A 15,359-nucleotide genomic window follows, 5' to 3' on the forward strand; every position below is an offset into this window, starting at 1 on the left:
CCCGCCATTATCGGCGGGGTCACACTGGTACTGATGGAAACGCTGAACGAGTTCGGGGCGGTCCAGTTCTTTGGTGTGGATACCTTCACGACCGGCATCTATCGTACCTGGTTTGGTCTGGGTGAGCCGGTGGCGGCTGCGCAGCTGGCGGCCTGTCTGCTGGTGTTCGTGGTATTAGTTGTGGTTCTTGAAAGGGTTTCCCGCGGAGGCAAGCAATACCATACCTCGGCGCGCTACCAGGCTCTGCCGGAGTATTCGCTCAAATCCCGACAGGCCGCCCTGGCCTTTCTGGTCTGCTTCCTGCCCATTCTGATCGGGTTCATTGTGCCAGCGCTGATCCTCCTGGAAATGGCCATGACCACCGGCGATGCCCTTTTCGGTACCCGCTTCCTGGAGTTCGCGTTCAACAGCTTCATCCTGGCGTCGAGCGCGGCGCTAGTGGCCGTTGGTCTTGCAGTTATGCTGAGCTATGGCGCACGCCTGAATCCCAGTTCCTGGGTCAGGGGCGCCAATCGGATTGCAGCCATGGGCTATGCCATCCCGGGGTCGGTTGTTGCGGTTGGCATCATGATCCCCCTGGCCTGGGCAGACCAGCAGTTGAACCTTTTTCTGAGGGACAGCTTTGGCTTTATGGTGGGGTTGGTGCTCAGTGGCAGTGCATTTGTCCTAATCTATGCCTATACCGTGCGTTTCCTGGCGGTGTCGTTCAACACCGTCGAGGCCAGTCTCGGGAAAGTGACGCCGTCCATGGACGCAGCGGCCCGCACGCTGGGCCAAACAGCGGGTGGGACTCTGCGCAAGGTGCACACGCCCATCATGCGCAGCAGTCTGCTGGCAGCAGGTATTCTGGTGTTCGTGGATGTGATGAAGGAACTGCCGGCCACCATCATTCTCAGGCCGTTCAACTTTGATACGCTGGCGGTGCGTGCCTACAGTCTGGCCTCTGACGAGCGGCTGGCAGAATCCGCCATGTCCTCCCTGACCATTGTTGCCGTGGGCATCATTCCTGTAGTGATTCTCAGCCTGGCGATGCGCCGATCCCGTCCGGGCAATGACCGGGGTTAACGCCAGGTTTCTGCCTCAAACAGGAAAACCTGGGACATATCCAGCTCAAGGGAGACTGCCTGACCTTCTTCTGGCAGAAACACACCCGGCACTTTGGCGTGCAGGTGCATCTCCTGACCGTCTGGTCCATGGGCGCAAATATGCAACAGGCTGGTGGGCCCCAGTAGGCGGGACATAATGACATGGCTGGTGCGATCATCAGCGACCTTCCCCTCCAGGGGCGTCACTTTGACCGCCTCAGGTCGAATCAGAATTCTGACATTGGCGCCTTCGTCGAATCCTGACGCGTCCAGTCGGCCCAGAGGCGTCGCTACCTGGCCGTCATGCACAATCCCGACGTGTTCATTCACCTGACCGAAGAAATTGACCACGAAGGGCTCGGCCGGGTTGCAGTAGAGTTCCGTGGGCGAGCCAGTTTGCACGATCTCGCCATCACGCATCAGAGCGATTCGATCGGCCATGAACATGGCTTCCTCGGGATCATGGGTAACCAGAAGGGTTGCCGTGTTCAGTTCCTTGAGCACATGCAAGGTGTCGTCGCGGATCTGATCGCGCAGGCGGGCATCGAGGCTGGAAAAAGGCTCATCCAGTAGCATCACCCTCGGAGACGGCGCAAGAGCTCTGGCCAGGGCGACCCTCTGCTGTTGACCACCCGACAGTGTATGTGGGTAAACATTGGCGGCACCCGCCATGCCCAGGCGTTCCAACAGATCCAGCGCCCTGGATTGTTTCTGCTTCTTGGGCAGAGTGCTGATGCCAAAGCAGACGTTTTCAAGCACAGTCAGGTGCGGGAAAAGTGCAGATTCCTGGAAGGCCAGGCCCACGTTGCGTTTCTCAGGTGGCACCTGGACGCCACCGGGGGCCGAGACCAGCGACCGCCCCAGAAACACCTTGCCACTGGAAGGTACCTGAAGCCCTGCTGCGATCCGTAAAAGGGTCGTTTTACCACAACCCGATGGCCCGAGCAGACACACCACCTCGCCCGCCTCCAGGTGGAGGTTGATGTCTCTGACAACGCTATCGCCATGAAACTGGCAATGCACCCGGTCAAGCATGAGTGACGGGCCCGACAGACCGTTTTCAAGTTGGTCGTTGTAGGTGGGGCTTTGCTGGTAAATGCTCATGTTGCCAATCCAACCTTCCGGTACAAACTGTGGTGAAAATGAGATTGTAATCTTCTTGCATCTAATTGTGTATTGAATACGTAAAAGCGACTGATTCCCATTTATTGACTTCCACAAAGAAGTTGGGTCTAATTGCGGTAAATACAAATCGTTATCACCCTTAATAACGCTCAACAACCAAGGAGATTGATCCCGTGGTATCTCATAAAGCGAAATTGGCAGCTTCTGTACTGGCAACCACCCTGGCGGCAACCAGTGTATCTGCGAGTGAAGTGAATCTGTACTCCGCACGCCACTATGATTCCGACCAGGCCATTTACAATGCTTTCACTGAGGAAACCGGCATCAAGGTTAACCTGATCGAAGGCAAGTCGGATGCACTGATCCAGCGGATCAAGCGCGAGGGCGTCGCCAGCCCGGCGGATATCCTGATCACAGTCGATGCGGGCAACCTCTGGCGTGCCGACCAGGAAGGCATTTTCCAGCCGGTCAATTCTGAAACCCTGAACAGCCGACTGCCGGATACCCTGCGTCACCCTGAAGGCCACTGGTTTGGTTTCAGTCAGCGCCTGCGTGTGATCTACTACGATCGCTCTGATTTCGATCCGGCCCAGATCAGCCAGTACGAAGATCTGGCGAAGCCCGAGTTCAAGGGCGAAATCTGCATCCGTTCATCCAGCAACATCTACAACCAGTCTCTGCTGGCCAGCCTGGTCGAGCACCATGGTGAAGAAGGGTCACAGGAGTGGGCCCAGGGTGTTGTCGACAACATGGCTCGTGATCCCCAGGGTGGCGATACCGACCAGATTCGCGCCGTAGCCGCCGGTGAATGCAACCTGGCCGTTGGCAACCACTACTACTATGCCCGCCTGCTGAACTCCGACGATGTTGCTGATCGTGAAGTGGCCCGTGAAGTCGGCATCATCTTCCCGAACCAGGACGGCCGTGGCGTGCACGCCAACATCGGCGGTGCGGGCGTCGTAGCCACTGCACCGAACAAAGACAACGCGGTGCGGTTCCTGGAGTTCCTGGCTTCCGATACGGCCCAGCAGATCTTCGCCGAGAGCAATCACGAGTACCCGGCAGTAGAGGGTGTTCTGAAGAACCCGGTGCTGGATTCCTGGGGTAACCTGAACATTGATGACATCAATGTCAGTGTACTGGGTACCAACAATCCTGAAGCGGTTAAGATCTTTGATAGGGTAGGTTGGCGTTGATTGCAGCGCCGCTGCCCTAAACGGGTAGTATTTGAGAAGATCTGTTACATGAAAACAAGTGGGCGCTACTTTGGCGCCCACTTGTTGTTTCTGTCTTGACCTTCAATTGGGCTTTATCCAGTTGCGGTGAACATTTCGATAAAGCTCATTGTGCCCAGTGAGCGGCTTTTTTGTGCGAAGCGGTGGTGTTCTTTGCAAAGGAGCAATTCTGAGGTGTCAGACGATTCAAAGCTGCTGTAGTCCTTTCCCCACACGTCTTATGTGCCGATTTTTGAAACTGTCAGCCAGCGGTTGTTAAGCTTGGATATCTCGCCCTGAGCCTGCATGGGCAGAGGTGACTCAGCTCATACTGTCATCTATCAGAGGGATCCACAGCGACAGCCGAGGCACGATCGTCACATGGTCATCAAAGTGGTTGAGATGGCTGTCTTGCAGTGTGTTTGTAAATCGCCTAGTCCGTTCTTTAATATCGAACAATCTAATAAGATATATATATTTTTGTTTGCAGCAAAAGCCTTGGATACTACGCGGACTAAATACTTCTGATCCCGAGGTCCTCGCATGCTCGATGTTCAGGCGATCGAATTCTCCTTCTCACTGCTGGTACCGCTGCTTTTCGGTGTTGGAGCAGTCGCGACCGGATTGGCAACCAACCAGAACAGCCTTCTCGCACGGTCATTGACCTTCAAGCTTGCCTTTGTATCTGCTGTGGCCGCTGCAATCGGAAGTTGGTGGTGGCCGGTCGATGGCGTCTGGTTCAGTCAAGCGCCTCTGGCGTCGATCATGTTGCTGCTGACCACTTTGCTGGGAATGGTGCTGGGACGTTTCTCGGAGAGGTATCTTGCAGGGGAACCGGGCCAGCGCCGCTTCATGATTTGGCTTCAGGGGATCCTTGCCAGCGTTTCCATGATCGCCATCACCAATCATTTGCTGGTGTTTCTAGTTAGCTGGATTGCCATCAGCGCAAGCCTGCACCAGTTGCTGATGTTCTTTCCTGATCGCCCACGCGCCGCCCTGGCCGCGCACAAAAAATTCATCTTTGCGCGAATTGCGGAGTTCTGCCTGGCACTGGCGTTCCTCCTGCTTTATGTCCAGTACGACACACCATTTATTGATCGGATCCTGGCCCAGGTATCCACTTCATCAGAACTGCCCGCCGCAGCGCAAATTGCTGCGATCCTGATGGCAGCGGCTGCCCTCTTTAAATGCGCCCAGATGCCTTTCCACGGCTGGCTGATCCAGGTGGTGGAATCACCCACCCCGGTGTCTGCGCTGCTTCACGCTGGCGTTGTTAACCTTGGCGGCTTCCTGATGATTCTGATGGCGCCGCTGATTGTCCAGGCAAGCGCTGCCCAATGGCTTTTATTGTTGGTGGCGGGACCTACTGCTGTGTTTGCCAGCCTCGTCATGATGACGCGCATCTCCATCAAGGTGAGGCTGGCCTGGTCAACCTGCGCCCAAATGGGCTGGATGCTGGTTGAGTGCGCTCTAGGCCTTTACGAGCTGGCGCTCCTGCACCTCGTGGCCCATTCCGCCTACAAGGCACACACCTTCCTTAACGCGGGCAACACAGTCGAGCTGTCGATGAAAAAACGTCTGGTTGAAATCAACCAGCCCGGCCCTGGGCAGTGGCTGACCGCTGTTTGTTTTTCGGCCCTGTTCATGCTGCCGACCATCTTCCTGGCCAACGAGGCAAGACCGGCAGATCTTTTTTCATGGGTCGTGCCTGGCATCGCGTTGACGATTTTGCTTTCAGAATTCTTGGCTGCGGGCGGTGGCGTTTTCACCCTTGGCAGAGGCTTGATTCTTGGTGCCGTTTTCTGGGCTCTGTACTGGCTTCAGAAAACCTTCTTCAGTCTGGTGCTGACGCCACCGGATAGCCAGGCAGGACTGGTAGCCGTGGGTTTCGTCGCTATCCTGATCGCCCTGCTCGTGCGCGGCTACTACCAGATTCGCTATCACCGTTTCTCACCCGCCGGCGCCAGGCTTTACCGATTCCTGTTTGCCGCAGGCTATCTCGATGAGTGGTCCACGCGCCTGACCCTGAAAATCTGGCCGGCGAAACTGCCCGATGTTGTGCGGCCCCGGGCCGTGGTCAGCGTGTCCTCAACTTCTGGTTCCAGGGAGTCCGTGTAATGTTAGCGTCCAATCTTAATGCCACCACCGAAGCAAACACCGACACGCCGGATTGGCAGGAAGCCGTCACCGATGCCTGCAATCGGATTGCGCCGTCCTGGCCGCTGGATCAGATGATCGCGGTTAACCCGTTCTGGGAAATGCGGGATCTGCCGTTTACCAAGGTAGCCTCACGCATGGCGGCACTCAACGGTATCGGCTGTCAGAATCAGGCCGCGCTTCTACACCAGGGTAATGGTGCTGTCCCGGCCGAAACTGCCAGCATGCCGGAGCACTGGCAGAATCTCAGCGCCCAACTGGATCGCAACCGCGATACCGCCCATCACGTGGGCTGGCAGGACGAGGTTATTCACCAGATCAGTCAGTTCTGCGGCGACTACTTCCAGCGCCTGGATGCGGGAGATTTCAGGGCGGATGCCCAGGATCTGTATCAAAGCTGGCTGGAAATGACCCGGGCAGACCGTGGCATTGCCATCGTCATGGAAGAGCCATCATTGCCTTCCCAATTTCAGGTCCTGCCCGATCAGCACGATAAGCTGATCACAGACGCCTTCAACGCCCTCGCGGCAGAGCCTTCCTACACGGCGGATTATGCCCACGCGCTCCTGCTGGATATCAACGGATGGTCATCCTGGGCCGCCTACCTCCGTTGGCAATCAAGACTGCGTGGCAGCGAGGAAGATTTACTGCCGGGCCTGTTAGCCATCCGGCTGGCCTGGGAACTGGCCATCTGGCGGCATGTTCAACACATTGGCGGTGCCATCTTCGCCGAGCTGAAACGGGGTTGGCTTCAACAGTGGGACACCTGGCCCGAAATGCTGGAGATCCATGAAAAATCCCAAACCATGGGGTGGCGCCAACTTACAGAAGCCGAGACGGCCTACCAGGCACAGCTGGCCGATAAACTTCTGTCAAAATCTGAAAAGCAATGGACGAACGACCAGCCACCCAAACTTCAGGCCGCCTTCTGCATTGATGTTCGCTCGGAGGTTTTTCGCCGTGCGCTGGAAGCCCAGGACTCCGCGATCCAGACTCTTGGGTTTGCGGGTTTCTTCGGGCTACCGATTTCGTACCGCCCCAAAGGCACCGGGTTTTCCCGGCCCCAACTACCGGGTTTGCTGGCGCCCGCGCTAGAGGTCACAGAGGCCGAGCCGTCTGGACGCTTCAGTCGGCAGTCACTGGCCAACCATTCCCACTGGTCACAGTTTTCCAACGCGGGACCGGCCAGCTTCAGCTTTATCGAGAGCATGGGGCTGGCAGGTCTGGGACGCATGGTGCGCAAGACCTTTTTTGGCAAATCCTCGGCTAACCCGGTCGACCAGCTCCATAAAGGACATACCGAGTTCGAGATCCGCCAGAATGGCGCCCTGTTGGGAGCTGAAGAGAAAGCAGAGCTGGCGGGCGGTATTCTCCGGGCCATGACCCTGACTCATGAGTTTGCGCCCACCGTACTGCTGGTCGGGCACGGCAGCAGTACCCGCAACAACCCACATGCCGCGGGCCTGGACTGCGGCGCCTGCGGAGGCCAGACCGGCTCGGTGAATGTTCGTGTGCTCGCCGGCATACTCAACGACGCCGAGGTACGCGCGGCCCTGGCTGACCAGGGAATTTCCATCCCATCGGAAACCCGTTTCGTGGGAGCACTGCATAACACCACCACCGACGAGATAGAGTGCGCCGGTGACGTTCCCGACGACATCCGGCATTTCCTGGCCAGGGCCGGTGCCCAGGCACGCAGTGAACGAGCGGTTCGTCTTGGAATCGCGACCGAAAATGACGTCGACAGCGCCATCAGAAAACGCAGCCAGGACTGGTCCGAAGTTCGCCCAGAATGGGGGCTAGCCGGGAACGCCAGCTTTATAGTGGCGCCCCGCTCAGCCACACGACACCTGGATCTGGGAGGTCGCAGCTTCCTCCACGACTACCGTTGGCGCGAAGACGAGGGCTTCGGAATCCTCGAACTGATCATGACCGCGCCCATGGTGGTCACCCACTGGATCAACCTGCAGTACTTCATGTCCGTTACCGATAACTTTCATTACGGCAGCGGAAACAAAGTCCTGCATAACGTGGTTGGCGGCCACCTGGGCGTTTTCGAGGGCAACGGCGGCGACTTGCGGATCGGGCTGCCACTGCAGTCGGTACACGATGGCCAGCGCTGGATGCACGAACCACTCCGCCTGAGCGTTTACATTGCTGCCCCCAAAGATGCCATTGCCGAGATAGCCACAAAGCACAAAGTGGTGCAGGACCTGATCGATAATGAGTGGCTATACCTGTTCCGGGTCGATGACGAGCAGACATTGATCGAACGTTTTTACCGGAATCAGTGGGAAACCGGCGCAAAAGTTGGCTGACGGAGCGGGGTGACAAAACGTGCTGACCCATCTGGACCATCTTGAAGCAGAAGCGATTCATATCATGCGGGAAGTGGCCGCATGCTTCGAAAAGCCCTGCATGTTCTACTCCATCGGCAAGGACTCAACAGTCATGTTGCACCTTGCGCGGAAGGCCTTTTGGCCCGGCAACGTGCCGTTCACCCTGCTGCATATAGATACAACCTGGGAATTCGCCGAGATGGGGCGGTTCCGGGACGCCTTGGTGGAAAAGCTCAACCTTGACCTACGGGTATGGATTAACAGGGAGGCGCTAGATGCTGGCGTCCACCCGATCCGATCCGGTTCTGTCGTATATAACGACCAAATGAAAACTCAGGCTTTGAAGCAAGCGCTTGCCCATTATCGATTCGATGCAGCACTGGGCGGCGCTCGACGGGACGAGGAAAGATCCCGAGCCAAAGAGCGCATCTTCTCCGTGAGAGACGAATCCCAGCAGTGGGACCCAAAGAATCAACGTCCAGAACCCTGGGCCATCTACAACACCAAGATCAACAAGGGCGAATCAGTTCGAGTCTTCCCTCTTTCAAACTGGACTGAGCTCGACATATGGATGTATATCCTTCGGGAAAACGTTGAGATAGTGCCCCTATACTATTCTTCCCCACGCCTGAGCTGGTTGGACGACGACACAGGAACCATCCTGGCTCTTGATGATGACCGAATGCTGCCTCATCTAACGCCTTCTGAAGAGGCTTCGCTCGAAACACGAACCATCAGATTCCGAACGCTTGGATGCTACCCGCAGACAGGTGCCGTCGAGAGCACCGCGACGACGGCCTCAGATATTGTATTGGAAATGATGTCGGTGCGGACAAGTGAGCGTGACGGTCGTCTGTTGGACAAGGATCAAACAGCCTCCATGGAACGGAAAAAACGTGAAGGCTATTTTTGATGTCGCACTGGAACGCCCGTTCAGCGATCCTGCTAACCCGGCACGGCAAGTTACCCGCCATTGCGCGGCCACTGGAACAGCTGGGGTTAACAGTAACCTGCGACAGCAGCTTCGACACCGATCGCCTCGGGACCTTTACCCGAGAAATAGAGCGTTTCGCCGGTCAACGGGAGACTGCGCTCGAGAAAGCGAAAATCGCTTCGGAGCAGGGCGAAAATCGTATTGGCCTCGGCAGCGAAGGAGCCTTCGGCGGTGGTCTTTTCTGCATCAATCTGGAGATTGTGTGCTTGTTTGACCAGAAACACGGCCTAACTCTTTACGGAGAACACGCGGCGCCGTTTGGCCTTGAACAGGCCTCCGTAAGTTCTGTTGAAGAACTGAAGAGGTTTATGGATCGCTGCCCCACGGGTCAGGGGCTGGTAATGCGGCCCGAGCATGCAGGGCACCCGGACATTCACAAGGGACTGCATCACCAGCATGAAATCAATACCCGGTTCAGAGCGCTTCGAGGCAACTCGGCGTCTGGACAGGTTTTCGTCGAATACGACCTTCGCGCACATCATTCTCCAGGTAGAATGGCCAACATTGGCCTTGCTGCAGAAAATCTCCGAGCCAAAATGGAAAGCTTGTGTCCCAGTTGTGTTCTGCCCGGCTTCTGGATAACCGATTTTGAAAGAGGACTGCCCTGCAGTGCGTGCGATACACCTACAAGCCGACCCAGAACTTATGTCTGGTCCTGCCAAGCATGCGACTACAAAGAATCAAGCCCCGTGGAGGCCGTGACAACCGAACCCGATTTTTGCCCAACCTGTAATCCCTGAGACCCTATGCCCGCAACCATCAAGTTAGACGCAACAAAATCTGCTCACATTGAGAAAGCAGCTGACCTGCTCCTCGCCGGCCACCTTGTCGCCGTGCCCACGGAAACTGTGTACGGACTGGCGGCCGATGCCAGCAACGAACAGGCGGTCATAAAAGTTTTTGAAGCAAAGCAGCGCCCGGTCGGACATCCCCTGATCGTGCATGTTGCCTCAGTGGACAGGGTCCGGCTCTGGGTAGACCATATCCCGGAAACCGCCATGCAGTTGATCAAGGAATTCTGGCCCGGCCCATTAACGCTGCTACTGCCAAAGAAAAGCGGCATCAGCGATTTCATTACCGGCGGCAATCCGGGCGTGGCGGTAAGAATGCCGGCGCACCCGGCCACGCTAGCGACCATGGAGGAGCTTGGGCGGGATCTGGTTGCTCCGTCCGCCAATCCCTATGGCAGGATCAGTCCGACAACCGCAGAGCATGTGCTCGCAGGCCTGTCCGGCAAAATCGAGGCGGTACTGGACGGCGGGGACTGCTCGGTAGGCATCGAGTCCACCATTATCGATCTGACCGGCGATACACCAGTCATTGCCAGGCCCGGACAGATCGCACAGCGTGATATCGAAGCCTGCCTGGGCATCACGCTCGCGCCAGGCAGAATCGCCAGTCAGGCCGTGCCTGGGAGCGTAAAGCGCCACTATCAGCCGGTCACACCTACCGTTGGCGTGGCCACGGATCGGTTCGCCGGGCTTCTGCCGGACTTCACGCCGGCAGGCGAAAAGCTTGGCGTTATCTGGTGGCAGTCGCCACCGGGCGAACGGGCATCCGAATCCATCATGCTCAGCGCCGATCCAAATGAGTACGCTCGCATGCTCTACACCGCCATGCACTCCATGGACAAGGCAAACGTCGATCGGATCGTGATTGAGCTTCCGCCCCGGGAAAGCCGCTGGCTGGCCATTCATGATCGGCTGAAACGGGCCTGTAGCGAACAATTCACTTAACCCGGCACAGCCTGACCTTTGAGAGAGAATTCAGGGCGGAGGTCATTACTTATTTGCAAAATGAAAAACTGGTCCAGAAGCAACGCAGCTAGCTTATGGCCGGAAAAACGTTGGTTATCGAGTGCAACCAAAAGCTGATCGACGCTGACACCTGCATTGATGGGGCCCATCCTCAGCTGAGCCAGAATAGGCATCTTGTTTTCTTGATTGCGACGAGTTTTGGATTTCGGAGACACTTTATACTCGGGCGGCTTTACTGCAGGCTTCCCAAAGTCGCAAACTTTAAAGCAGTTTCCTAGTGATGGAGCACAGTGCCTAGTATATTTTTCCGAATAAAGTAGTTTCCACTATTCGACGGACTATGAGCTGCGGTTATTCTTATACCCACAGCAAAATATCTGTGTGCAAAATAGAGTCTTAAGTAATTGATTCTAGATTAAGTTTCTGATCTACACCACTTGGGGAAAGTGATGGTGCCGAGGAGAGGACTTGAACCTCCACGGGGTTGCCCCCACTAGCACCTGAAGCTAGCGTGTCTACCAATTTCACCACCTCGGCAGGTGATTTGCAAAATCGCTGTTAGTTTGTTGAAAACCTAGCGTTTTGCCAGTATTGAGGCGTTGCCCCTCAACCGATGGCGCGTACTTTAATAATTCCCCCGAACGCTGTCAAATATTTTTTCAAAAATCTTTTCGCCGTATTTATGCCTATAAATCAGCCCGCGGTTAGGCAGGTACCGCCTACCGACGTTATACTGCTGGAATAATGAATTCCGCCGCAGTGTTTGCGGCCTGATAACAAGGATCCGAATGGTTTCCAGGAAGAAAGAAGGACGGGATCCTCACGCTGAACGTGAGGCCCAGAAGTATGAAAACCCCATCCAGAGCCGGGAGTTTATTCTTAAGCACCTGAAAGAGCGCGGTGCGCCGGCCACTCATGAAACGTTGTGCCAGGAACTGGGGCAAACGTCCAAGGAAGGTATCGAGGCGTTGCGGCGACGGCTGATTGCCATGTGCCGTGATGGCCAGTTGATCTGTAACCGCCGGGATGCGTTCCTGCCCATTGAAGAGGCGGATCTGGTCACGGGTAAGGTGACTGGGCACAAAGATGGCTTCGGGTTCCTGATTCCCGATGACGGCGGCTCAGACCTGTTCCTCACCGCGCGCCAGATGCGCCAGGTGTTTCATGGTGACCGGGTGGCTGCCCGGGTGGACCGCGTGGATGATCGTGGTCGCCGTGAAGGGGTAATTGTCGAGGTTCTGGAGCATCGCACCAGTCAGACGGTTGGTCGCTTCTTCAAGGAGAGTGGCATTGCATTTGTGGTGCCCGAGAATGCCCGCATCAATCACGAGATTCTGGTGCCGGATGAGCACGCCGGTAAGGCTGTGCACGGCCAGTACGTGGTGGTGGAAATTCTGCGCCAGCCCACCGTGCGCACCCAGCCAACAGGGCGTATTGTTGAAGTTCTCGGGGAGCATATGGCTCCGGGGATGGAAATCGACGTAGCAATCCGCTCTTACGAGATTCCACACAGCTGGCCAACCGCCGTGGGCGAGCAGGCGGCGGGCATTCCCGAAGAGGTTGCCGAGAAAGACAAGGCGAACCGGGTGGATATCCGCAACATGCGGCTGGTCACCATTGATGATGAAACCGCCCGTGATTTTGATGACGCCATCTACTGTGAGCCCCGGCCCCGTGGCGGTTACCGGCTGGTCGTGGCCATTGCGGATGTGTCGCACTATGTACGCCCTGGCTCGCCGCTGGATGAGGAGGCGATTCGTCGGGGTAACTCGGTGTACTTCCCGGACCACGTGGTGCCCATGCTGCCGGAGAAGCTCTCCAATGGCTTGTGTTCACTGAACCCGGGTGTCGATCGGTTGTGTATGGTGGCGGATATGACCATCAGCGCAGCCGGTAATATCAGTGGCTACACCTTCTACCAGGCGGTTATGCGCAGCCATGCCCGGCTGACCTATAACAAGGTCAGTGCCATGCTGGAGCACCCGGACTCGGAGCAGGGGTACAAGCTGTCGGCCCATTACGCCGATTTGCTGCCGCATCTGCATAACCTCTATGAGCTTTATAAGCTGCTACGCCGTGCCCGGACTGAGCGTGGAGCGATTGATTTCGAGACCACCGAGACCAAAATCGTTTTTGATGCCGAGCGCAAGATTGAGGAAATCGTGCCGGTGCACCGCAACGATGCCCACAAGATCGTAGAAGAGTGCATGCTCTGCGCCAACGTGGCCACGGCCCGGCTGTTGAAAAAGCATCAGGTGCCGGCGCTTTACCGGGTGCACGATGGGCCCTCTGAGGAGCGTCTGAATAACCTGCGCTTGTTCCTGGGTGAGCTCGGTTTGCAGTTAGGGGGCGGTGACAAGCCAACCTCCGGGGATTACCAGCAGCTGTTGGCCCAGGTTGCCGACCGTCCGGATGCCAATGTGATCCAGATGGTGATGCTGCGTTCCCTCAGTCAGGCGGTATACAGCCCGGAAGAAGCTGGCCATTTTGGTCTGGGCTTTCCCAGCTATACCCACTTTACCTCGCCCATTCGCCGGTATCCGGACCTGATCGTTCATCGGGCCATCAAGTCCCGGATTCACAATCCGGACGTTCAGAAAGACGTGGTGTCGCCGAAAAGCCACGATCCGGAGCTGGCGGTGTATCCCTACGACTATGCCCGTATGGAGCAGCTGGGTGAGCATTGCTCGATGATCGAGCGCCGTGCCGACGATGCCACCCGTGACGTGATGGCCTGGCTCAAGTGCGAGTTCCTGCGGGATCACGTGGGCGAGGAGCACGATGGTGTGATTGCGGCCGTCACACCCTTCGGTTTCTTCGTCGAACTGTCGGATATCTATATTGAGGGGCTGGTGCACGTGTCCACCCTCAGTGGCGATTACTTTCACCACGATTCCGCCAAGCACCGCCTGATCGGTGAGCGCACCGCGGTGAGCTTCCGGTTAGGGGATGAGGTTCGCGTCAGGGTTGTTCGGGTAGGGCTGGAAGATCGCAAGATTGATCTGGAACTGGTCAGTACGCCCAGAAAGCGGACAGCAGATCGTGACGCCCTGGACATGTCCAAACGCGAGACCCGCGGTAAAGGTGGTCGTGCCGGTAAGGGCGGAAAGGGTGGAAAGCGCGGTAAATCTGCCAAGCCTGAGAGTGCCAAGGAGAAGCTGGCAGCCGAGGCGGCCAGGGCGGCGTCCCGAAAAGGTGGCAGGGGTAAGCCCTCTGCCGGCGGTAAAGCCCGTAAGCCCCGAAATTAAACCGTTTCACAGGAAATAAGCGTCAGTGTCACAGGAATATGTATTTGGCTGGCATGCCGTCGATGCCGTTCTCAAGCGGGAACCGGAGCGCCTGCAGCAAGTCTGGATTCAGACCGGGCGGCAGGATAAGCGGGTTAAATCGGTTACCGACACCCTGGATAGCCTGGGTGTGCGTTGGAAAGTGGTGCATCGTCGTGAGCTGGATGAGCGGGTCGCCGGTGTTCACCAGGGTATTGTTGCCGCCGTGGCGGAAAGCCGTGAGTGGACCGAAGCGGACTTGCTGGCCCAGCTGGCCGCCAGTGGCAAACCACCATTCCTGCTGGTGCTGGACGGGGTGACCGACCCGCACAACCTCGGTGCCTGTATGCGTACGGCAGATGCCGTGGGAGTGCAGGCGGTGATTGTGCCCAAGGACAAATCCGCTTCGCTGACCCCGGTGGCCCGAAAGGTTGCCTGTGGTGCGGCGGAGACCGTGCCGTTTGTTCGGGTGACCAACCTGGCTCGCTTCCTGCGCGAGCTCAAGGAACTCGGCGTTTGGCTGATTGGTACGGCCGGAGAGGCGACTGCAAACCTGTATCAGGCAGACTTCAAGGGGCCGGTGGCCCTGGTGATGGGCGCCGAGGGTAAGGGTATGCGCCGTTTAACCCGGGAACACTGCGACCAGTTGATCAACATTCCCATGCTGGGGCATGTCGATAGCCTGAACGTGTCGGTGGCGACCGGAGTTTGCCTGTATGAAGCCCTGCGCCAGCGGCTCGGTTAAGCCTTGCACAACACCGCCCATACGCCTAGAATACGTGACCCCTTTTCCAAGGGGTGGTTTTGTATTGCCTGAATGCAGGCAGGCAGAACCTGGCTTTTGATCGGGTCTTTATATTTAAGGCCTTGTTGATAAAAGCAAAAAGAAGCCGGCAGCTTTGCTGTCACCTCCTTGCTTTCGTGCTCGGGAACGGGGCTTAACCGCGCCCGCCGCAGAAGAAAGCTGTTTAAACCGTAGGGAGAACTCATGCGTCACTACGAAATCGTTTTTATGGTACATCCGGATCAGAGCGAGCAGGTGCCCGCAATGATCGAGCGTTATACCAGCGTCATCACTGAAGATGGCGGCAAGGTACATCGCCTGGAAGATTGGGGCCGTCGTCACCTGGCTTACCCGATCAACAAGATCCACAAGGCTCACTACGTGCTGATGAACGCTGAGTGTTCACAAGCCGCTATGGACGAGCTGACTCATAACTTCCGGTTCAACGATGCCATCATCCGTGACCTGATTCTGCGTCGCGATGAGGCTGTTACCGACATGTCTCCGATGAAAGCTGCCGAGTCCCGTGAGGACCGTCGTTCCGGCGGAGACGATCGTCCGCGTCGTTCAGCTGACTCTGAAGATCGTCAGAGCGCATCCCAGGACGAAGAAGAGTAATCAACCGGAGTTAGGAGTTA

Annotated in this window: 12 protein-coding genes, 1 tRNA gene and 1 pseudogene; 10 read left to right on the top strand and 4 right to left on the bottom strand. The window is 56.9% G+C overall.

Going from position 1 to position 15,359, the window contains the following annotated elements:
• Positions 1-1,065: pseudogene (locus tag J122_RS16610) on the top strand (iron ABC transporter permease); the annotation flags it as partial.
• Here J122_RS16610 and J122_RS16615 read toward each other — a convergent pair.
• Positions 1,062-2,189 (bottom strand): ABC transporter ATP-binding protein, encoded by a 1,128-nt coding sequence (locus J122_RS16615; RefSeq protein ID WP_058092254.1) that lies wholly within the window; start codon positions 2,187-2,189, stop codon positions 1,062-1,064. The pseudogene J122_RS16610 and the gene J122_RS16615 overlap by 4 nt on opposite strands.
• Positions 2,190-2,383: 194 nt before the next feature.
• Between J122_RS16615 and J122_RS16620 the strand changes: the two genes are divergently transcribed.
• From J122_RS16620 to cysD, 4 genes are all read left to right on the top strand, one after another.
• Positions 2,384-3,406 (top strand): Fe(3+) ABC transporter substrate-binding protein, encoded by a 1,023-nt coding sequence (locus J122_RS16620; RefSeq protein WP_061333273.1) that lies wholly within the window; start codon positions 2,384-2,386, stop codon positions 3,404-3,406.
• Positions 3,407-3,967: 561 nt separating this feature from the next.
• A complete protein-coding gene (locus tag J122_RS16625) occupies positions 3,968-5,542 on the top strand; it encodes an NADH-quinone oxidoreductase subunit L (protein WP_061333274.1) in 1,575 nt (524 codons plus the stop codon).
• Positions 5,542-7,899, top strand: a complete 2,358-nt coding sequence (locus tag J122_RS16630) for a YbcC family protein (RefSeq protein ID WP_061333275.1) — start codon at positions 5,542-5,544, stop codon at positions 7,897-7,899. The genes J122_RS16625 and J122_RS16630 overlap by 1 nt, the downstream gene beginning before the upstream one ends.
• Positions 7,900-7,918: 19 nt before the next feature.
• A complete protein-coding gene (gene cysD, locus J122_RS16635; protein WP_227510255.1) occupies positions 7,919-8,833 on the top strand; it encodes a sulfate adenylyltransferase subunit CysD in 915 nt (304 codons plus the stop codon).
• Between the two features lie 86 nt (positions 8,834-8,919).
• Here cysD and J122_RS16640 read toward each other — a convergent pair whose 3' ends face one another.
• On the bottom strand, positions 8,920-9,138 hold the full coding sequence (locus J122_RS16640) for a hypothetical protein (protein WP_058092244.1): 219 nt from the start codon (positions 9,136-9,138) through the stop codon (positions 8,920-8,922).
• Here J122_RS16640 and J122_RS28060 point away from each other — a divergent pair.
• Both J122_RS28060 and J122_RS16650 read left to right on the top strand, forming a co-directional pair.
• Complete coding sequence (locus J122_RS28060) at positions 9,055-9,654, top strand: DUF6671 family protein (protein WP_374787633.1); 600 nt, start codon at positions 9,055-9,057, stop codon at positions 9,652-9,654. The genes J122_RS16640 and J122_RS28060 overlap by 84 nt on opposite strands.
• Before the next feature lie 6 nt (positions 9,655-9,660).
• Entirely contained in the window at positions 9,661-10,650 is a 990-nt protein-coding gene (locus J122_RS16650; protein WP_061333276.1) for an L-threonylcarbamoyladenylate synthase, read from the top strand.
• On the opposite strand, the gene J122_RS16655 is transcribed toward J122_RS16650, so the two are convergent.
• Both J122_RS16655 and J122_RS16660 read right to left on the bottom strand, forming a co-directional pair.
• Positions 10,647-10,844: a hypothetical protein gene (locus J122_RS16655; RefSeq protein ID WP_058092241.1), complete on the bottom strand. Its 198-nt coding sequence runs from the start codon at positions 10,842-10,844 to the stop codon at positions 10,647-10,649. The two genes, J122_RS16650 and J122_RS16655, sit on opposite strands and share 4 nt — an antisense overlap.
• A gap of 277 nt (positions 10,845-11,121) precedes the next feature.
• A tRNA-Leu gene (locus tag J122_RS16660) sits at positions 11,122-11,208 on the bottom strand.
• 251 nt (positions 11,209-11,459) lie between these two features.
• On the opposite strand from J122_RS16660, the gene rnr reads away from it, so the two are divergent.
• The 3 genes from rnr to rpsF all read left to right on the top strand — a co-directional run bounded on the left by rnr (position 11,460) and on the right by rpsF (position 15,339).
• Positions 11,460-13,919: a ribonuclease R gene (gene rnr / locus J122_RS16665; protein WP_061333277.1), complete on the top strand. Its 2,460-nt coding sequence runs from the start codon at positions 11,460-11,462 to the stop codon at positions 13,917-13,919.
• 25 nt (positions 13,920-13,944) lie between these two features.
• A complete protein-coding gene (gene rlmB, locus J122_RS16670; protein WP_061333278.1) occupies positions 13,945-14,682 on the top strand; it encodes a 23S rRNA (guanosine(2251)-2'-O)-methyltransferase RlmB in 738 nt (245 codons plus the stop codon).
• A gap of 243 nt (positions 14,683-14,925) precedes the next feature.
• Positions 14,926-15,339 (top strand): 30S ribosomal protein S6, encoded by a 414-nt coding sequence (gene rpsF, locus J122_RS16680; RefSeq protein ID WP_061333280.1) that lies wholly within the window; start codon positions 14,926-14,928, stop codon positions 15,337-15,339.
• The last annotated feature ends 20 nt before the right edge of the window (positions 15,340-15,359 follow it).

The sequence above is a fragment of the Marinobacter excellens LAMA 842 genome (assembly GCF_001574445.1).
Classification (GTDB): domain Bacteria; phylum Pseudomonadota; class Gammaproteobacteria; order Pseudomonadales; family Oleiphilaceae; genus Marinobacter; species Marinobacter shengliensis.

Coding starts and splice junctions, on each gene's coding strand:
- J122_RS16625 (WP_061333274.1), top strand. CDS start 3,968: ATGCTCGATGTTCAGGCGATCGAATTCTCCTTCTCACTGCTGGTACCG.
- J122_RS16615 (WP_058092254.1), bottom strand. CDS start 2,189: ATGAGCATTTACCAGCAAAGCCCCACCTACAACGACCAACTTGAAAAC.
- rnr (WP_061333277.1), top strand. CDS start 11,460: ATGGTTTCCAGGAAGAAAGAAGGACGGGATCCTCACGCTGAACGTGAG.
- J122_RS16650 (WP_061333276.1), top strand. CDS start 9,661: ATGCCCGCAACCATCAAGTTAGACGCAACAAAATCTGCTCACATTGAG.
- J122_RS16655 (WP_058092241.1), bottom strand. CDS start 10,844: ATGCCTATTCTGGCTCAGCTGAGGATGGGCCCCATCAATGCAGGTGTC.
- J122_RS16630 (WP_061333275.1), top strand. CDS start 5,542: ATGTTAGCGTCCAATCTTAATGCCACCACCGAAGCAAACACCGACACG.
- rpsF (WP_061333280.1), top strand. CDS start 14,926: ATGCGTCACTACGAAATCGTTTTTATGGTACATCCGGATCAGAGCGAG.